The following is an 18,632-nucleotide window of genomic DNA, read 5'->3' as shown; positions in this document are numbered from 1 at the left end:
ATGCGTAAAGGCAAAATCGCAGCGATCGGTGCGATTATCCTGGGAACAGCAGGTCCGGCCGCCGCCCAAGGCATACCGGTCTATGACAGCTCTGGCTATTTGCAGGCGCTCGCCACGGTCAAGAACACCCTGTCGATGATCGAGCAGGGCAAGGAGCAGATCGCCGAGGCCAAGCAGCTCTACGGTAGCTTCAATCAGGTCACCGACGTCAACGGCATTGCCCCGTCGCTTTCCACCGACGCGATGCGCCATCTTCTGCCGCGCGAGGCCCGCGACCTCGGCAGGTTGATGTCGTCGGACAATGCCAGCCTGGGATCGCTTGGCAGTGCCGCGACCCGAATTCGCGATGCCAACCGCATTGCGCTGCCGGACCTGCGGCCAGGCGCCTCAGCCTATGAGCGGGCGTCGCGCGACACTCTGTTGCGAAATGGCGATCTAGCCGCCCGCGATGCCGCGATCGCGGAGTCGGCCTATGGCGTCTCGGCCCAACGCACAGCGGGCTTGGAAGAACTGCGCACCTCGCTCGATACGGCTTCGGACGCGAAACAGGTCATGGACATTCAGGCAAGGGTAGGGGTCGAAAACGCCCACATCCAGAATGATGCCTTGCAGTTGCAGGCGCTCCGCATGCGGCAGGATGCGGAGGATCGGTTACGTTCGCAGCGCCAAGGAGAAGAAGCTCTGGCCAAGCTTGAACAATCGTTGGGCGAGACCCGGTGATGAAATTAGCCGGACCCGCCGCACTGGTCACAACGCTGCTGCTCTGCGCCTGCGACGTAACAAAAGGGAAGGACGAACTCGCGAACTCACCGCAGGAGATGTCACGAATTCTGGAGGCCTGCTCAAACGGCACCCACATCGATCCGCAGGAGTGCAGCAACGCGAAAAGCGTCGAGAATTCCAGAAACCTTGAACAATCCTTGGGTCGATGAAGATCGCAGAACCGTTCAATGTCCTCCACCATTTTCTCGACCATCTATGCCGATATCGACGGCAAGCTCGATCTTTTTCTCAATGATCGATTGTCAAACGTCGTGGAAGTAATCCGGGGTCCACTCGCCGTCGGCCTCGTAATCTATATCGCCTTGTTCGGATTTATGGTCATGCGAGGTATAATTAGCGAGCCGTGGGGCGAGCTGTTCGCCCGGATGGTCAAGCTCTGTGTGTTGTATATGGCGGCCACGACAGTCGCCTATTCGGAGTGGATTATCGATCCGCTCTTCCACGGGATGCCCGATGCGATCGCACAGGCTCTTGCCGGTAAAACGATCGGCACCGCTGGTTCGGCATTTGACCACTATTTTAGTCAGGTTGACGATGTCATCCGTCTTATCCGGGCGGAAGCAGAGACGTACCTCGACATAAATCCTTGGAAGCTGGTTCTTTTGACGCTGGCGATTGTATTATACGCCTTGGCTGGCCTTTCTGCAGCTATAGGATTTGCCATTACGATATTCGCCAAGGTGGCGCTGGCGATCCTCATAGCTCTAGGCCCGATATTTATTGCTCTCGCTCTGTTCGAGCCGACTCGTCGGTTCTTTCATGGGTGGCTCGGGCAAGCCTTCAACTATATCATTCTAATTGCGGTGATCATTGCCATCACAGTGCTGGTCGCGGATTTGGGCGCGGCCGCGTTGGCGGAGGCTGAGGCCAAGTCGGACGTCACGATCGCTGCAGTCATCTACGCCGTCTACCTCTTCCTCGGGACGATTTTCTTTTTCCAGGCTCCGGCCATTGCCACCGGCATTGCGGGCGGCGCCGCTGCGGGGGTTGGTGCCTTCGCCGGGACCGCCTGGGGGACGATGGCATCTCCCTTCCGACAACGCCGCATTGCGCGCAACAGCCGCAATCTGGAGCGCGCCGCTCGTCGGGGCGGCTCCATCGAAGCGGCATAGTGAGACATCACCATGACCTTGCCCTGTCCTCAAAAATCGACGTTCACCATCCGCCAGGTTACTTTCTGCCTGATCGGCAGCCTTCCACTGCTGGGCCTCGCGGCATGCGCGTCCGGACCCAAGAAGCTGGCCGTTTGCAACGGGCACCATCTGCGTGACGTGAATATCTATGGGAGCGTTCTGCCCGGATCGCCGGTGCGGGCGACTACAGCGCCGCGCCCCGCACCGCCCATTCCTCCCTTGTCTCATCCGCAGGTGGGCGATCCACCGCCTCCGCCCGCAGTGCCAGCGCCTCCGGACGACAAGGTTTCCTTTGCGCCAAAGGACATTCGTTATGCGAGTTGCTGACGATGACGCGGAGGCGGTGCCTACTTCCGGGCTCAAACGCTATTTCCAGGAAGCGCGAAGCTGGGACCAGGACAGGGTTCGATCGGCATTGCGATCGACACGTATTGCTTGGACCGTGGCGACGGTAACCTCGATCCTTGCGGCCGCATCCATTTTTGCTGTCGCCGCGCTGGCCCCGCTCAAGACCGTCGTGCCCTATGTCATTCGGGTCAATCAGACGACGGGCGCGGTGGATGTCCAGACGGCGCTGACCCAGCGGCCGATGCGCTATGATGAGGCGGTCACCAAATACTTCCTCGCGCAATATGTCCGCACACGCGAAAGCTGGATACCGGCGGCGGCCGAGGAGAATTTCCGCTTTGTGACGATCCTGTCGCAGCCTACGGAGCAGCAGCGCTGGGCACGCTTCTTCAGCAATAACAATGCCACCAGTCCCCAGAACGCCTGGGGGAAAAACGCGGTCGTGCAGGCGCGGGTGCGCAACATCGCCTTCATCAATGATCGGGTCGCCAATGTGCGATTCACACGGATCGTCCAGACCGAGACGGATACGCAGAGCAGCGATTGGATCGCCACGGTCACATTCGCCTATGCCAATGCGCCGATGGCCGAAGGTGACCGCTATCGGAACCCGCTCGGCTTCCAGGTCGAAAATTACCGCTCCGACCCGGAGGTGATCCGATGAGGGCGCTCGCTGCCGCGATCATCTTGGCGCTCGCACCCATATCTGCGGGCCATGCGGTTGAGGTGCCGAGGGGCGGCCCGTCCGACCCTCGCGTCAAGTTCGTGGATTACGAGGAAACCCAGGTTTATCGCGTCGTCGGCACCTTTCGGACGGCAACCCAGATTGTCCTCAGTGAGGACGAGACGATCCAGCACGTCGCGCTGGGCGACACCGTCTCCTGGGAGGTCGCGGTGGCCGGGCACATCTTGTTCCTCAAGCCACGCGAGCGGGCTGGACCGACCAACCTCATCGTCACGACGTCCCGCGGTGGCGTATTGCGCAGCTATGCCTTCGAATTGACCGCGCGCAATGGGCCGATCACCGGCCGCAACGGCCACGCTTATTTCCAGGTGCGCTTCCGCTATCCAAGGGACGACGCGGCGCGGTCGGAACGCCTGAGAGCAGCACAGATCGCGATGCAAGCGGCTGCACTGGAGGCCCAGGCTGTACGCGGTGCCCTCGATCATGCGGTGATCGAGGGTCCGCGCAACATGAATTACAAGGTCCAGGGCTCGAGCGAGCTGCAGCCGTCGGAAGTCTCCGACAATGGCCAATTCACAGTGCTGCGGTTTCCGGCGAACCGGGAAGTTCCTGCCATTTATCTGGTGAGGCCAGACGGGTCCGAAACGCTGGTTCCGTTCGACGTTCGCGACGAATTCGTCGTCGTTCATTTGGTGGCGCGCCAACTGCGCCTGCGCCGGGGCGGCGAGGTGCTGTGCATCTATAACCAGGCGCCCGAACCTTATGGCGTCGATCATGGAACAAATACCGGATCGCCTCACGTCGAGCGCACCATCACCCATCCGCAGGAATGAACCATGGCCGATGAACCGTCCCCTATTGTGCGCCCGCTGCCCGGTGCCGATCCAACGCCCGAAAGGCAAGAAATTCTTCACGAGCGTGGAATCGAGCCGATCGGCGGCATGACGCCTGCGCGGCGCAACACGGCGTTGATCTTCGCCGGCACGGCGATGGTCCTGGGCATTCTTTGGGTGAATTCCGGCACGGGCAAGCAAGCCTCGTCTCGCGACCTCACCGCGCCGGCAGGCGCAGCGCGGGAACGCCCCGATATCGTCGCCCGGGAAACAGTCGATTATGCCGCGGTCGCCCCTCAACGCCGGCCGCTCGGGGCAGCCGGCGCGGACACCAACGCGCCGGTGCTCAATCCAGCCGCTGGCGTTCCCGGCCCCGAAGGCCAAATTGTCCCCGCCATGCAGCCGGGCGCGTCACCGAGCAGAACCAGCGCCCCTCGGCCAACGCTTGCCGAGCAGGCGCGGCGGTCCACACTGATTGCCTATGGAGGTCGCGATCTCGGCGGCGAGGCTGGCGCGCCCACAGCTGCAGGGGCCGTCGGCGAAGCGCCTGACAACGTTGCCGGATCGCCAGAGAGCGGCGAGGGCAGGGCACCCAACGCGCTCGATCTTCTGCGGCAAAGCTCGTCGGTCGGGGAAGCGCGGGCCTCGATGCTGCCGAACCGCAACTTTCTGATTACGGCGGGCACATTGATCCCCTGTATCCTGCAAACCGCCATCAATTCCGCGCAGCCCGGTTACACGTCCTGCCTGATTCCGCGGGACGTTTATTCCGAGAATGGCCGGGTCGTACTCATGGAAAAGGGCACGCGCGTTCTCGGCGAATATCGCGGCGGCATCCAGCAAGGACAAAATCGCCTGTTCGTCCTCTGGACGCGAGCGGTAACGCCCCAGGGCGTGCGGATCGATCTTGCCTCGCCTGGCTCCGATGCACTCGGCCGAGCCGGGCTTGCAGGCGCGGTCGACAGCTTCTTCTGGGCGCGTTTTGGCGGCGCCCTGCTCTTCTCGCTGGTCGATGATGCCGCCTATATCGCCGGACAGGCGGCCTCCAGCGGCAACGGCAATTTCAACAATGTAACGCGGGCGCCCAGCGAAGGCGCGGCGATCGCTCTGCAGAACAATATCAATATCCGGCCGGTCCTGAAGAAGAATCAGGGTGAGGAGGTCGGCATCTTCGTCGCCAAGGATTTCAACTTCGCCGATGTCTACAATCTGGAACTGCGGCGGTAAGCCATGCGCGATACCGCCGTCCTCCGTCACTATCTCGCGCCGCTCCTGCCGCTCCTGGAGCCGGATGATGTCACGGAGCTGGTGGTCAATCGACCGGGGGAAGCGGGGATCGAGGATCGAGAAGGATGGCGCTGGCAGCAGATGCCGGAGCTGGACAGCGACTGGCTAGGGACGCTCGCCGTTGCTGCGGCGAGCTTCACGCACCAGGACATCGATGGTCAGTCCCCGATCTGTTCGACGGTCCTGCCGGGTGGAGAGCGCTGCCAGATCGTCATACCGTCGGTCACCCCAAGCGGTTGTCCTTCCTTCACGATCCGCAAGCCGTCGACCGTGACCCTGCCGATTGACCAACTGGCCGGCGCCGGGCTTTTCCGCACGACACGTGCTAGCGCCAAAGGGCTCACCGATGTCGATGCGCGGTTAGTGTCGCTGCGCGACGCGGGCGACTGGCCGGAATTCTTCAAGGTCGCCGTTCCGGCACGCAAGAACATTCTGGTCAGCGGCGCCACGGGTTCGGGAAAGACCACTCTTGCCAAGGCACTCATTCAGCTCATCCCGCCGGAGGAGCGGTTGCTCACCATCGAAGATACGCGTGAGCTGGTCGTGCCTCATCGCAACGTTGTCCATATGGTCTATTCGAGCGAGGGTCAGGGCCTGGCCAAGGTTGGCGCCAAGCAGCTGCTCGAAAGCGCGCTGCGCATGCGGCCCGACCGCATCCTGCTCCAGGAGCTGCGTGACGGCACCGCATTCTTCTATCTGAGGAACGTCAATTCCGGGCATCCCGGATCGATCACGACCGTCCACGCCGGTTCACCCGCCGGCGCGTTCGAACAGCTGACGTTGCTCGTCAAGGAATCGGAAGGCGGCCGCGATCTCGCCCGCGACGATATTCGCGGACTCCTTCGCATGCTCGTCGACGTCGTTGTGCAGACACGCCGTCACGGCGGGCGGTTTGAGGTCGACGAGATCTATTTCGAGCCGAGGATGGGCGATGCTGGCGCAGCGTAGTCCCTGGGCGATTGGCCTGTGCGTGATCGGCGCAATTCTGTTGTGGGCTGTCATTACCCTGTTCGTTGCCTTGTTCGGACTCGGGCAGATCGGACCTAATATCGATCTCGGCACTCTGCCGGCCTGGCTCTGGTATTATCGTGGTGATCCGCTGCTCGGGGATTGGATCAAGCGGGGTGCGATGGCCGGCGCCGCCGTAATCGCGCTTCTTGTCCTCACGATCCTGCGGCGAGGCCCATCCTTGCACGGCAGGGCTCGGTTTGCGCGCGAGGGCGAAATCCGACGCGAGGGGCTGCGTGCCCCGTCTGGCATTGTCGTTGGACGCAAAGCAGGGCGTTTCCTCATTTTCGGCGGAAACGAGCATGTCCTGCTCGAAGCGCCGACGCGCGCCGGGAAGGGCGTCGGTGTTGTCATCCCCAATCTGCTGACCTGGCCGGATTCGGTCGTCGTGCTCGATGTGAAGCGGGAGAATTGGAGTACCAGCGCCGGTTATCGCCAACGTGCCGGTCAATCGGTTTACCTCTTCGATCCGTTGGACCCTGAAGGGCGGACGGCACGGTACAATCCCCTGGCGCATATCCGGCGAGCCGATGACACCGAAGTCGTCAACGAGCTTCAGAAAATCGCAGTCATGCTCTTCCCCGCGCCGGAACGATCGGACCCGTTTTGGGCCGAAGCGGCGCGGGCGGCCTTCATCGGCGTCGGCGCGCTCGTTGCTGCCAATCCTGGCATGCCCTTCACGATCGGCGAGATCTATCGACGGCTGACCACTGGGGATCCCAAGAGCGATCTTCCCAAGGCCCTGGAAGAGGCGAGGGGGGCGGGACAGCGCCTAAGTCAGGCATGCGTCTCGGCAATCCAGGATTTCGCCTCGGCTTCGGACAACACCTTTTCGGGGATCAAGCAGACGATCACGGCGCGGCTCAATCTCTGGCTCAACCCCGTGGTCGATGCCGCGACCTCGGCAAGCGATTTCGACCTTCGCGAAGTCCGGGCGCGGCACATGTCGATCTATCTCGGTGTCTCGCCTGACAATATCGACCGGATCGCGCCGGTTTACAGCCTCTTTCTGCAGCAGCTGGTGGATCTCAACACGCGCGATTTGCCCGACGCTGCCAGCAATGTCCCAGTCCTGATCCTGCTCGATGAATTCGCAAGGCTGGGGAAGGCCTCGGTCATCGCGGATGGCTTTTCCTATGTCGCTGGATACGGCTTGCGCCTGCTGCCGGTGATCCAGAGCCGGGCGCAGCTGCGGGCCATTTATGGTCCCGATGTTACCGACGAAATCATCGCCAATTGCGGGCTTGAGGTGGTGTTCACGCCCAAGGAGCTGAAGGTCGCGAACGAGCTTTCAGAGCGGCTCGGCTTCTTCACGATGAATGTAAAATCGCGCAGCCGAACGATTCATGGGCTGTTGGCCAATCGCAGCGTGTCGGAATCCGATCAGCGCCGCGCCCTCCTGCTGCCGCAGGAGCTGATGCAAATGCCCAAGACCGAGCTCTTGTTGCTGCGCGGCGGGATCGCGCCGGTTCGTGGTAGGAAGATCGCCTTTTATCGAATGCCGCGCTTCACACGGCGCGTTTTGTCGCCGCCTATTCTGCCGTCGCGGCCTATCCCCGCTGCTGCGTCCCCAACTGTTCTGCCCCCAGGCAAGCATCAGGTGGTGTCCCCTTACAATGACGCGGAGGGACCAACGGCGAAGAGCACGGGCGGGGCCTTGCTGGAGGAGACCAAGATGCGGGAAATGACCGATGGTGAACTGGCGGGCGCGGCTAAGATTACCGATGACATGCTGGTCCTGGGCGACCTGACCGACTTGCCGCCGCCCGGCGATGAGGCAGCGGCCATCGCTTTCGTGTCATCGATGATCGAGCGGGCGCTCGTGCAGACGGAAGGGGCGTCATCTTCACCCCTCATCCAGGAAAGGGCAGATCATGGCCGCTGAAAAACCTCTGACGCCACGTGGTACGGGCAAGCGTAGCAATACGATTGCGCAGGACTCGGGAGCCAGGCCGAGGAATGCGGCGCAATCGTCGCCCGAAGCAACCAAGAAGGGGAAGTCGATTGATCCGTCCGTCCTCCAAGCGGCGTCGCCTGGTGACATTCCCGATGCCTTGCGAAAACGCTATTTCTCCACGACGAGCAAATGGTCGGGCGAGCCCGCATATTTCACGAGTGCGCAAGCTAAGGAACCGGCGTTCCGTGACCAGGGCAGACGGCTCATCACCTCCAGCGAGAGCGACGAGGTTGTGCGCGATCTCGTTGCCATCGCTCGCCATCGCGGGTGGTCGCACGTCCATGTTACCGGCAGCGATACGTTCCGAAGGGCGGCTTGGCTCGAAGCCAGTCGCCAAGGTTTGGAAGTGCGGGGATATCGGCCGAGCGAACGGGATTTACAGGAGCTGGATCGAGTCCGGCGCGATGCTAGTCGCAACAGCATTGCCCCCGCCGTCACGGCGCCAGCATCGCGCGAACCCAGTCGCGATCGACACCAGGCTGATGAGGCTTCTAGGCAAACATCGTCGGAGCAAAGCCGGGTGAAGAATGCGCGGGCGGCCCAGAGCCAGCTTCGCGTGATTGAGACGGTGGTGCGCGCGGCCTTGTTCGACAATCCCGATGCCGTTGCCAGGGTAATGAAGGTGGCAAACGACAAGGTGCAAACGCATCTGCAGGCAGGTCGGCAGTTTCAGGCAGCCAAGGTGCGGGACACCTCGGTCCGGGCGGTTGAGCCGTCAGGCCGGAACCGGCAGGAACCCGGCAAGGAACGAGCGCCGCTGCAACGATCTCGAGGCCGTTGATCGAGAGGGATTGAGCCTGACCAGCAAGGCTTTACCATATCGGTCATGGCCTATCGCTATCCGCCCGGCAGCCCGCTGCACCATGAGATCTTGAAGGCCAAGCAGCGCGAGCTGCGTGGCGATTTTCCGGAGCCGCTGACGCTCAGGGTGCATCGCGCGCTGTCGTGGCTGCGCCGTGCCGAGGCCGAGCAGGCCGATGAGGATGTACGTTTCATCCTGCTCTGGATCGGCTTCAACGCGGCCTATGCCGGCGACGTTGAAGCATCGCGGGTGATTGGTATCCCCGAGGGTGAGCGGGGATTGTTCCAGGCCTTTTTCGCAACCCTTGTGGGCTTTGATGGCAAACATCGCATCTACGACATGGTCTGGCAGCGCTTCCCTCAGGAAATCCGGGTGCTTCTCGCAAACCGCTATGTCTTCCATCCCTTTTGGCAGCATCATAATGGAGCGCCTGGCTATGCGGATTGGGCAGAAAAATTGGAGCGATCTCGCGGCGCGATAGGCGCCGCATTGCGCGATCACGACACGGCCAGGATTCTCTCGATCCTGTTCGACCGGCTTTATGTGCTGCGGAACCAACTGGTGCATGGTGGCTCGACATGGAACAGCGACGTCAATCGCGCCCAGGTCAGGGATGGCGCCGCGCTGCTCGGCTGCTTGCTGCCGATCTTCATCGATCTCATGATGGACAATGCCGGGCATGATTGGCCAATGCCGAACTACCCGGTGGTGAAATAGGCTGTGGCGGAAGTCTGGTCCGATCAGGAAATTGATCACATCGTCGCCGACTATTTCGCCATGCTCACCGACGAGCTGGTTGGTCGCTCCTTCGATAAAGCGGCGCGAAACCGCAATCTTCAAGCCGTGATCGACCGTAGCAAGGGCTCAATCGAGTTCAAGCATCAGAACATCAGCGCGGTCTTGCTCGGCCTCGGTCAGCCTTGGATCGAGGGCTACAAGCCGGCCGCCAATTTCCAGAATGCGCTGGTCGATGGCGTCCTGCGGTGGTTGGAGGCGCGGCCCGAATGGCTGGCTCCCGACACGCTCTCAAGAGCTGCCCTGAACGTACCGGAAGCGCAAGGATCACTGCGGATCGGGCCGCCGCCGACGGTGCGCAACGAACCGTCGCCGATCGATCCAGCGTTCATGGCCGCGATCGGCCGCAAATATGATGTCGCCGAGCGCGACGCGCGCAACCGGGCGCTTGGCAAGGCGGGTGAAGAATGTGTGCTGCATCACGAGCGCCGTCATTTATCTGCCGCGGGCCGCGACGATCTCGCGGACAAAGTCCGCTGGACATCTTTGCAGGATGGCGATGGTTTTGGCTTTGATATCCGGAGCTTTGAAACGGACGGGCGCGAGAAGCTGATCGAGGTCAAAACCACCAACGGATGGGAGCGCACGCCCTTTCATATCTCTCGCAATGAGCTGGCCGTCGCCGATACGAGGCGCGAGGAATGGTGCCTCATGCGGCTGTGGAATTTCGCCCGTGCGCCGAGTGCCTTCACGCTTCGCCCGCCTTTGAGCGATCACGCACAATTAACGGCGACCAGCTTCCTCGCCGAACTCAACTGAAACCCGCCGCCACCGAGGGCGACACAAATCGATCAATCAGGGCAAGGCCGGGAAGTCCGAACGCGCATGACCCTCGACCAGCGCCCGCAACCCCGCCGGTTCCAGCACCTCGACCTTGTCGCCCCACTGATAGAGATGCCAGGCCATTTCCAGCCAGCCTGCGGCCTTGAACCGAACAATCAGACTGCCGTCGTCCCGATATTCGGCCGATTGGTTGGGATGGAACTGGAATTCCGCCGCGCGCGGAGCTGCTTCGGGAAGAAAACGCCAGACGACCTCACCATATTGGGCGGGGTCCTGATAGGCGCCGAAGGCCTGCGCCGCATGATCGTTCAAGGAAAAGCCGGACTGGATGGGAAAACTCTCATCGAGACATTCGGCGCTGTGAATGCGGTCCAGGCGAAAATGGCGGAGATTCTCGCCTCGATCAGCCTGGCGCGCAACGAGATAGCTCCGCAATCCCAGCAAGAGCCCATGCGGCTCGACCGTCCGGGTTTCTGCGTCGGTGTCGCCATAGACAATGCGCATCTTGAACGGTCCGCGCAGCGCCTCGATCAGAACGTCGGTGACCTCAGGTCTCATCGCGACCTTCGGGCCTGGCCGCGCCACTTGGCCCAAAGCCGATAGCACCGCCTCCGCATCGGCTTCCGAGCGCAGCGCGTCGCGCGGGGAGAGGCGCGTGATCAGGCTGTCTCTTAGATCTTCCAGCGCGCGGGCGTGGCGAAGCCGGTTCTCGTCACGGGCCGCGCGGGCTGCGATTTCTAGCGCCTCGATGGTGTTTTCCTGGCGCGGTTGCAGCCGCTCGGGGATGGGACTTTGGATGCGCCAGCGCCGGCGGCGATCGTCATCTTCCACGACAACGACATTTGCGAAATTGTCCTCCAGCGCGCTGGTCATGCGCTGCGCCGTTCGGTGCGAAATGCCGAACTCCTGAGAGATTTCCTCAAGGCTGATGCCCAAGCGCCGTGAGGCGGCGAGCTGGGCGAGGCGCAGGAGATCGTTAGCCTTGGCGAAAGTCATTGTATGTCCATGTCACAGATTGACACCCTCGCATGCTAAGGATCAGGGTAACGCCTGTCGAGGTGATTCCCTCGTGGGGGCGCAGGGCAAATCGAAGGGGGCCAAGTGAGGACGATCGGGAGCACCATCCTGTTTTCAGCGACGGACCTGATGCGGTTCGTCGGCTGCGCGCATGCGACGGCGCTCGATCTTGCCTATATGCGCGGCGAGCCGCTCACCCCCCGGGAAGATACCGAGGATGCCGCGCTGCTTCAGAAACAGGGCGATGCTCATGAGGCCGCCCATTTGGCGACTCTGAAGGACGCGGGCCATGGCGTGGTCGAGATCGCGCGTGGGGACCTTGCCCAGAACGCGGACGAGACGCGAGTTGCCCTGGCGAAGGGCTCGCAGATCATCTTCCAAGGGGCTTTTCTGGCCGAGCGGTGGGGTGGCTGGTCCGATTTTCTCGAGCGGGTCGAACGGCCATCCTTGCTGGGGCCGTTCAGCTATGAAGTGACCGACACCAAGCTCAAGCGCAAAGCCCACCCCAAGCATGTGCTGCAGCTCGTGCTCTATTCCGACCTTTTGGCAGAGATCCAGGGCGTGATGCCGGAGCATGCGCATGTGCAGCTCGGCAATGGGGCGCGCGCGACGCTGCGTTTGGCCGACTATGCCCATTATGCGCGCGGTGCGCGGGCGAAGCTCGAGGCCTTTGTTGCGTCGCCCCAACCGACGCGGCCGATTCCCTGCGCGGATTGTTCGCTGTGCCGATGGGCCGATCATTGCGACGCTGTCCTCACCAGCCAGGACAGCTTGTTCCAGGTCGCCAATATTACCCGCGGCCAAGTGAAGAAGCTCGAGGCGTCCGGCATCGAAACTATGGCCGCGCTGGCACGGCATGACGGCTCGGTGCGCGGCGTTGCGAGTGCAACAGCGGAGAAGCTTGTCGGCCAAGCACGATTGCAGCACGCGCGCAAAACCGGCGAACCCGCCTTCGAGTTGCGCCCGGTACAGGCAGGCAAAGGCTTTGACCTGCTCCCTCGGCCGCAGGCGGGCGATCTCTTCTATGATATCGAGGGCGACCCCCATTATGAGGGAGGCCTTGAGTATCTGCACGGCGTGTGGGCCGATGGTAGTTTCCATGCCTTCTGGGCCCACGACCATGCTGCCGAAGCGCAAGCGCTCGAACGGCTGCTTGCTTTTTTTCGCGATCGGCTCACGGCTTATCCGCAGGCCCGTATCTATCATTATGCGCCGTATGAGATCACTGCTTTGCGGCGTCTCACCACGCGCTATGGTATCGGTGAGGCCTTTCTCGACCGCCTCATGCGCGAACGCCGCTTTGTTGACCTCTATGCGGTCGTGCGCGGCGCGCTCATTGCTTCCGAACCGAGCTACTCCATCAAGGCGCTGGAGGCCTTTTATGGCTTGAAGCGCGAGGGCGAGGTCAAGACAGCAGGCGGATCGGTCGTTGCTTATGAAAATTGGCGCGAGACGGGCGATCAGCAAATCCTCGACGAGATCGAGGACTATAATCGGATCGATTGCCAGTCGACCCAGCTTCTGCGCGATTGGCTAGTGGGCATCCGGCCCGATGGTCCCTGGCCCGTGCTTGCACAAGACGCGGCCGAGCAGGAGGCCGTCGAGGACGAGGAAACGACGGCGCTGCGCGATCGCCTGGCCGCATCCACTCTGGCCCCAGAGCGTCAGGAATTGCTGTTCAACCTGGGGCTGTTCCACAAGCGTGAAGCCAAGCCTGCCCAGTGGACGGTTTTCGACAGCGCGGCGCGCGATGAGGAAGAGCTTGTCGACGATCTCGACGCCTTGGCGGGGCTCGAGGCGATATCTGGGATCGAACCCATCAAGCGCTCGGTGATGCGCACCTATCGCTTTCCGTCTCAGGAAACCAAATTGCGCGAAGGCGGCAAGGCTACTGTGCCCGGGATTGATGGGCCGCCGTCAACTGTTGCGATTGAGGCGCTGGATCGCAATGCATGCACGATTACCCTGAAGGTCGGCGTGGCGAGGGCCGAACTCCTCACCGATCGGCTGACCCTGCATCCGGATTGGCCGCTCGATACCAAGGTGTTGGCCGCAGCGGTGCGCGACGTCATCGAGGACCAATGCGGGCCGCGGCGTTATCGTGCCGTCGATGATCTGCTGTCGGGCGCCGCCCCACGTCTGAACGGCATCGCCGGCGACATTCTCGGTGGTGGGGAACCGGTGGCGGGCGCCATGGCCGCTGCGCAAGCCATGGACCGGACATTGCTCCCGATCCAGGGACCGCCGGGCACGGGCAAAACGCACGTCACGGCCCGGGTGATCCTGGCGCTGGTCAAAGCAGGACATCGGGTCGCCGTCGCCTCGAACAGCCATGAAGCGATCCGCAATGTCCTGCTCGGCTGCCTGCGGGCGCGCGAGGAAGAAGGCGGCACTTTTCCTGTCTCGTTCGCCCACAAAGTTTCCGGCGGCGACGATGGCTATGCCAGCGATTGTCCCGTTCACCGCGCCGCCGCCAATGACGACTTGATCCTCGCCCGCGCAAATGTGGTGGGCGGTACGGCCTTCTTCTTTGCGCGCGATGAGAATCTGCAGGGCTTCGATTGGTTGTTTGTCGATGAGGCGGGGCAAGTGGGCCTCGCCAACATGGTCGCTATGGGGCGTGCCGCGCGCAATATCGTGCTGGTCGGCGACCCGCGCCAGCTGCCTCAGGTCATCCAGGGCGCACATCCTGCGCCCGCCAACCTGTCATGCCTGGAGTGGATGCTGGGCGAGCATGCCACCGTCCCGCCCGATCGGGGCATATTCCTTGCCGAGACCCGGCGGATGCATCCCGCGGTTTGCGACTTCATTTCAAACCAGGTCTACGAAGGACGCCTCGCCAGCCATAGCGATACCGAACGCCAGCGCCTGACCGGCACAGCCTGGCCATCGGCCGGCGCATATTGGGTGCCGGTTGTCCATGAAGGCAATGCGCAGATTGCCGCTGAGGAGGTCGCCGCGATCGGAGCGGCGGTCGAGGATCTGCTGCAAGGGAGCTGGACCGACAAGAACGGCGCCACGCGCCCTATCGGCCCCGGCGACATCATCGTCGTCGCCCCCTATAATGCACAGGTCAACGCGCTGCGGGCAGGGCTGCCGAGCAGCATCCGCGTCGGCACGGTCGACAAGTTCCAGGGCCAGGAAGCCCCTATATGCCTGGTCTCCATGACGGCTTCCTCGGCCGACGAGACCGCCCGCGGCATGGAGTTTCTCTTTTCGCTCAACCGCATCAATGTCGCGGTTTCACGCGCCAAAGCGCTCGCGCTTGTTTTTGGCAGCGACCGCTTGCGCGAGGCCCACTGCAGCAGCATCGAGCAGATGCGGCTCGTCAACACGCTCTGTGCCCTTCCGCTGCTTTCTGCGCCCCCCAATACGGGATCTTGATCCATGCGTTTCCTCCACACAGCTGACTGGCAGCTCGGCAAGCCCTTCGGCCGGTTCGATTCCGAGGTGCGCGCGGCGCTTGGCGAAGCGCGCTTCGATCCTATTGACCGGATCGGCGAGGTCGCTGCAGCCCAGCAGGTAGGACATGTGATTGTCGCGGGCGACATCTTCGATACCGAGGGTCCCGAAGACCGGGTTATTGTCCAAGCGGTCTCGCGCATGCAGCGCTATTCTTGCCGCTGGTGGCTGCTTCCGGGCAATCACGATTATGCCCGCAACGGAGGACTGTGGGACCGTGTTCGCGGCAAAGCGTCGGACAATATCATCCTGCTCACCGAGCCCGTCGCGCAGGAGATGGAGGCCGGGGTTTGGCTGCTCCCTGCACCTCTCATCCACCGTCACCATCTCGACGATCCGACCGAGCTTTTCGACAGCATGGAAACGCCAGGCGCGAAGCTGCGGATCGGCCTTGCACATGGTTCTATTCGCGATTTCACGGCGCGCGGCGAGACCAAGAACCAGATCGCGACGGATCGCGCAAAGCGGTCCAGTCTCGACTATCTGGCGCTCGGCGATTGGCACGGCACACTCAAGGTCGATCCGCGCACCTGGTATGCCGGAACCCCCGAAACCGACGGTTTTCAACGCGATGAACCCGGCCATGTTCTGATGATCGAGCTTGCGCCGGGAGTGGAGCCAAAGGTGGAACCCGTGCGCACCGGCCGATTCCAATGGCTGCTCAGGGATTGGACCTTGCAGGACACTGCTGCCTTCTCGGCGGAATGCGACGTGCTGCTCTCGGCTATCGATCCTGCGGCAACGCTGCTGCGCCTTTCGCTTGCGGGCATTACGAGCCTCGCCGACCGCGTCGAGATCCTGTCGCGGCTCGAAGATGACCTCCGGCATCGCCTTCGCTTCTTGGATGTCCGGGCGGACGATCTTGTCGGGCGGCCGGGCGAGCAGGACTTGGCGGATCTTAAGATAGAGGGATTACTCGGCATAGCGGCTGAGAAGCTCACCGAGACGATCGCGGCCGGCGGGACCGAAGCCATGTTGGCGCGGCGCGCAATGGAGCGGCTCTTTGTCGAATATCATCGGGGAGGCCAAGCATGAGCCTGCAACTCCGGCGGATCAGCCTCAACAATTTCCGCAAGTTCCGCGAGCCCCTGACGATCGAGGGGTTGGGTGAGGGGCTCAACATCATCATCGAGCCCAATGAGAGTGGGAAATCCACGATCCTTGAGGCCCTGCGTGCGGCTTTCTTCGTCCGCCATGCCACGAAGAATCAGCTCGCCCAAAGTTTTGCGCCTTATGGCGAGGCGGTCGCGCCAGAGATCGAAGTCAGTTTCGATATTGGCGCCGACAGCTGGAAAATCGCAAAGCGCTTTCTCAAAGGCCCTCAGGTCGAAGTCACGGGGCCGCAGGGTCGGGCGCAGGGCGAGGAGGCCGAGAATCGGCTGCAGGCGCTTCTTGGGTTCGTCAAGGATAGCAGCCAGCGCGGTGACCCGGCCACCTATGGCGCGCTCGGTCTGCTTTGGGTTCCGCAGGCGCAGGCGCTCGAAGTGACGGCGCCCGGCAGCATCGTGCGCAGCAGCATCCAGGCGACGCTTGAGGCGGAGGTCGGGACGATCGTCGGCGGCGCTGCCTATGAGCGCGTCCAAAAGCGGATCGATGAGCAATATGACATTTACTGGACGCCCACTGGAAAGGCGCAGTCGAAGGGGCGTTGGCAGGCGGCGCGGGATCGTGACCAGCAGGCGCGGCAGACCGCTGCGGACGCGGCTGTTCGGCTCGATGCGCTCGAAAAGAGCTTCAGCGAGCTGGAAACGGCGCGTGGCCGGCTCAAGGTTATCGAGCGGGAGCTGACGGACGAGACCGAGCAAGAACAGCGCGCCAATCTCGTTCAGTCTCTGGAGATCGCCAAGGCTGCCGCGCAGATTCTTGAAACCCGCGAAGCCGAACATGAAAATATCTCTACGAACCTCGATCGCCTCGAGGATCTGCATGCTCAGCACGAGGCAGCGAGGGAAGCGCTGACGGCCGCTGGCGAATCTTTGACCGCAATCACCGCCGATCGCGATCAGCTTGCAGATCAGCTGGAAGCGGGACGCACGAAAGTCGCGGATGCAAAGGCAGCGCTGGACAAGGCGCGCAATGATCGCGCCACAGCCCGCCAGGCTCTTGTGGAGGGGGAGGGACGTCTCGCCGCGCGTCAGCGTCGTGTGGCGATCGCCGATGCACGCCAGCGGCACACCGAACTCCTCGATCTCGAAAAGCAACTGGCCAATGCCCGCAATCAGGCTGCACGGGTCATTCCGGCTGAGGCGTTCGCTCGCCTGGATGCCAATGACCGTGCTGTCGCGGAAGCGCGGGCAGCCGTCAATGCCGGCGCTACCACCATCGAGCTTACGGGCGACGCTACGGGCATCACCATAGGCGGCGAGCCCCTGACACCAAATAGCCCGCGCACCTTGACCGGTGAGACGCAGATTGCCCTGGGCGGGGGAATCCTCGTCATCCGTCCGCCGGCAACGGCAGCCAGTGCGGAAGCCCGCCTCGCCGAATTGCTCGAGCGACAGGAACTGGTACTGGCCGAATGGGACGTGGCCGACCTCGCTGCGGCGCGGACGCGAAACGATACTGCTCGCGACGCGCAGGGGACCGTCCAACTGCTCGAAACTAAGATCACCGGCCTCACGCCGGCGCAGCCGATGTTGGATCTCGCGGCAGGCCCTGATGCGCTCAAGCTGTTCGTCGCCGGTGTTCCACCGGAATCGCCTGCGTCCGATGAAACCGAGATCTCGATCGATCAGCTCACCCGCAGCCTGGAAGAGGCGGAAACTGCCGCGGTGCGCGCTGAAACCCTGCACGACCAAGCCGTTCAGGACCTGCGAGAAATAGAGGATAGGGACCGCCCGCTTGCCGCCGCGCAGGCGGGCGCGGAGCGCGATCAGACCCATGCCTCGGATCGCATCGCTCAGCTCGAAGGAAAGCCCGATTTTGCAGGGCTTGCCGACGCCATCGCCAAAGCCCGGGAGGATGTTGCCCAGGCTGCTGTCAAACTGGCCGAAGCGAAGCGCGACGCCACCGCACATGATGTGCAGGCGATCAACCGCAAGATCGAAACGATCGATAGCAGGGCAAGGGCTGGTCAAACCCGGCGGAGCGATCTCGAAAAGGATATCGCGCGCCTTGAGGCGATCATTGAGAACGAGGGCGGCAAAGGTCTAGCGAGCCTGGCCGCGGCTGCAGCCGAAGAATCCGATGCCGCAACGCAGGCGCTGGCTCGGCTCGACGAAGAGGCGGCCACGGTCAAAATGCTCAAGGATGTGCTGGACGAGGCGCGCGCGGAGGCATCTCGAACCTTTGTTGGCCCAGTGGCCCAGCGCGCTCGCGTTCATGTCGAGCGCCTTTTCCCCGGCGCCGACCTTAGCTTTGACGAAGAGCTCGGCCTGGCATCGGTCACGCGATCCGGTCTTATTGAAGCCTGCGGAACTCTCTCAAAGGGGACGCAGGAACAGCTGGCGGTGCTGACTCGCCTCGCCTTTGCCGACATGCTGCTGGAGCAGGGAACACCAGTTTCGCTCATCCTTGACGATCCGCTGGTCTATTCCGACGACGGCCGGCTCGATCTGATGACCGAGATTCTTGAGGAAGCGTCTCAGCGCATGCAGGTGATCCTGCTGACTTGCCGGGACCGAGCATTTCGGCATCTCGACGCAACGCGTGTGCAGATTTGAAAGCGTCATTTATCATTCCACCCCTCCGGGAATCCCGCACTATTGGATCGGGTAGGCAGATCAGATCTGTGAAAACG

Annotated in this window: 15 protein-coding genes; 14 read left to right on the top strand and 1 reads right to left on the bottom strand. The window is 62.5% G+C overall.

The window, feature by feature from the left end; translation table 11 throughout:
- From L286_RS40885 to L286_RS40845, 11 genes are all read left to right on the top strand, one after another.
- The gene (locus tag L286_RS40885) at positions 1-720 is read left to right on the top strand and encodes a type IV secretion system protein (protein ID WP_021223804.1); all 720 of its coding nucleotides are present in this window, start codon (positions 1-3) and stop codon (positions 718-720) included.
- Positions 720-932: an EexN family lipoprotein gene (locus L286_RS48635; protein ID WP_152522355.1), complete on the top strand. Its 213-nt coding sequence runs from the start codon at positions 720-722 to the stop codon at positions 930-932. Before L286_RS40885 ends, L286_RS48635 begins: the two co-directional genes overlap by 1 nt.
- Before the next feature lie 18 nt (positions 933-950).
- Positions 951-1,895, top strand: a complete 945-nt coding sequence (locus L286_RS40880) for a type IV secretion system protein (RefSeq protein ID WP_015449342.1) — start codon at positions 951-953, stop codon at positions 1,893-1,895.
- 334 nt (positions 1,896-2,229) lie between these two features.
- Entirely contained in the window at positions 2,230-2,928 is a 699-nt protein-coding gene (locus L286_RS40875) for a virB8 family protein (protein WP_031293480.1), read from the top strand.
- A complete protein-coding gene (gene virB9, locus L286_RS40870; protein WP_021223802.1) occupies positions 2,925-3,782 on the top strand; it encodes a P-type conjugative transfer protein VirB9 in 858 nt (285 codons plus the stop codon). The genes L286_RS40875 and virB9 overlap by 4 nt, the downstream gene beginning before the upstream one ends.
- A 3-nt stretch (positions 3,783-3,785) precedes the next feature.
- Positions 3,786-5,009, top strand: a complete 1,224-nt coding sequence (gene virB10 / locus L286_RS40865; RefSeq protein WP_031293478.1) for a type IV secretion system protein VirB10 — start codon at positions 3,786-3,788, stop codon at positions 5,007-5,009.
- Between the two features lie 3 nt (positions 5,010-5,012).
- Positions 5,013-6,017, top strand: a complete 1,005-nt coding sequence (gene virB11 / locus L286_RS40860; protein ID WP_021223800.1) for a P-type DNA transfer ATPase VirB11 — start codon at positions 5,013-5,015, stop codon at positions 6,015-6,017.
- Complete coding sequence (locus L286_RS40855) at positions 6,001-7,962, top strand: type IV secretory system conjugative DNA transfer family protein (RefSeq protein ID WP_021223799.1); 1,962 nt, start codon at positions 6,001-6,003, stop codon at positions 7,960-7,962. Before virB11 ends, L286_RS40855 begins: the two co-directional genes overlap by 17 nt.
- Complete coding sequence (locus L286_RS0124925; RefSeq protein WP_031293477.1) at positions 7,952-8,815, top strand: LPD7 domain-containing protein; 864 nt, start codon at positions 7,952-7,954, stop codon at positions 8,813-8,815. The genes L286_RS40855 and L286_RS0124925 overlap by 11 nt, the downstream gene beginning before the upstream one ends.
- A gap of 45 nt (positions 8,816-8,860) precedes the next feature.
- Positions 8,861-9,553, top strand: a complete 693-nt coding sequence (locus tag L286_RS40850) for a HEPN domain-containing protein (protein WP_021223797.1) — start codon at positions 8,861-8,863, stop codon at positions 9,551-9,553.
- A gap of 3 nt (positions 9,554-9,556) precedes the next feature.
- The gene (locus L286_RS40845) at positions 9,557-10,390 is read left to right on the top strand and encodes a DUF3883 domain-containing protein (protein WP_021223796.1); all 834 of its coding nucleotides are present in this window, start codon (positions 9,557-9,559) and stop codon (positions 10,388-10,390) included.
- Positions 10,391-10,426: 36 nt separating this feature from the next.
- Here L286_RS40845 and L286_RS40840 read toward each other — a convergent pair whose 3' ends face one another.
- Positions 10,427-11,410: a helix-turn-helix transcriptional regulator gene (locus L286_RS40840; RefSeq protein ID WP_021223795.1), complete on the bottom strand. Its 984-nt coding sequence runs from the start codon at positions 11,408-11,410 to the stop codon at positions 10,427-10,429.
- Between the two features lie 105 nt (positions 11,411-11,515).
- Between L286_RS40840 and L286_RS40835 the strand changes: the two genes are divergently transcribed.
- From L286_RS40835 to L286_RS40825, 3 genes are read left to right on the top strand one after another with little or no spacing between them, the layout of a single operon-like run.
- Positions 11,516-14,815, top strand: a complete 3,300-nt coding sequence (locus L286_RS40835; RefSeq protein WP_021223794.1) for a TM0106 family RecB-like putative nuclease — start codon at positions 11,516-11,518, stop codon at positions 14,813-14,815.
- A gap of 3 nt (positions 14,816-14,818) precedes the next feature.
- Complete coding sequence (locus tag L286_RS40830; protein ID WP_021223793.1) at positions 14,819-15,928, top strand: metallophosphoesterase family protein; 1,110 nt, start codon at positions 14,819-14,821, stop codon at positions 15,926-15,928.
- Positions 15,925-18,555, top strand: a complete 2,631-nt coding sequence (locus L286_RS40825) for an AAA family ATPase (RefSeq protein WP_021223792.1) — start codon at positions 15,925-15,927, stop codon at positions 18,553-18,555. Before L286_RS40830 ends, L286_RS40825 begins: the two co-directional genes overlap by 4 nt.
- Positions 18,556-18,632 lie beyond the last annotated feature (77 nt).

It is taken from the genome of Sphingobium sp. HDIP04 (assembly GCF_000445085.1).
Lineage (GTDB): Bacteria > Pseudomonadota > Alphaproteobacteria > Sphingomonadales > Sphingomonadaceae > Sphingobium > Sphingobium indicum.
Note: the sequence above shows the minus strand (reverse complement) of the source record. Positions and strands in the feature narration are given on the sequence as shown.

What these genes read in the sequence shown, in the direction of transcription:
- L286_RS48635 (WP_152522355.1), top strand. Translation starts at nt 720, where the DNA reads ATGAAATTAGCCGGACCCGCCGCACTGGTCACAACGCTGCTGCTCTGC.
- virB11 (WP_021223800.1), top strand. Translation starts at nt 5,013, where the DNA reads ATGCGCGATACCGCCGTCCTCCGTCACTATCTCGCGCCGCTCCTGCCG.
- L286_RS40840 (WP_021223795.1), bottom strand. Translation starts at nt 11,410, where the DNA reads ATGACTTTCGCCAAGGCTAACGATCTCCTGCGCCTCGCCCAGCTCGCC.
- L286_RS40885 (WP_021223804.1), top strand. Translation starts at nt 1, where the DNA reads ATGCGTAAAGGCAAAATCGCAGCGATCGGTGCGATTATCCTGGGAACA.
- L286_RS40875 (WP_031293480.1), top strand. Translation starts at nt 2,230, where the DNA reads ATGCGAGTTGCTGACGATGACGCGGAGGCGGTGCCTACTTCCGGGCTC.
- L286_RS40855 (WP_021223799.1), top strand. Translation starts at nt 6,001, where the DNA reads ATGCTGGCGCAGCGTAGTCCCTGGGCGATTGGCCTGTGCGTGATCGGC.
- L286_RS40880 (WP_015449342.1), top strand. Translation starts at nt 951, where the DNA reads ATGTCCTCCACCATTTTCTCGACCATCTATGCCGATATCGACGGCAAG.
- L286_RS40850 (WP_021223797.1), top strand. Translation starts at nt 8,861, where the DNA reads ATGGCCTATCGCTATCCGCCCGGCAGCCCGCTGCACCATGAGATCTTG.
- L286_RS0124925 (WP_031293477.1), top strand. Translation starts at nt 7,952, where the DNA reads ATGGCCGCTGAAAAACCTCTGACGCCACGTGGTACGGGCAAGCGTAGC.
- virB10 (WP_031293478.1), top strand. Translation starts at nt 3,786, where the DNA reads ATGGCCGATGAACCGTCCCCTATTGTGCGCCCGCTGCCCGGTGCCGAT.
- L286_RS40830 (WP_021223793.1), top strand. Translation starts at nt 14,819, where the DNA reads ATGCGTTTCCTCCACACAGCTGACTGGCAGCTCGGCAAGCCCTTCGGC.
- L286_RS40825 (WP_021223792.1), top strand. Translation starts at nt 15,925, where the DNA reads ATGAGCCTGCAACTCCGGCGGATCAGCCTCAACAATTTCCGCAAGTTC.
- virB9 (WP_021223802.1), top strand. Translation starts at nt 2,925, where the DNA reads ATGAGGGCGCTCGCTGCCGCGATCATCTTGGCGCTCGCACCCATATCT.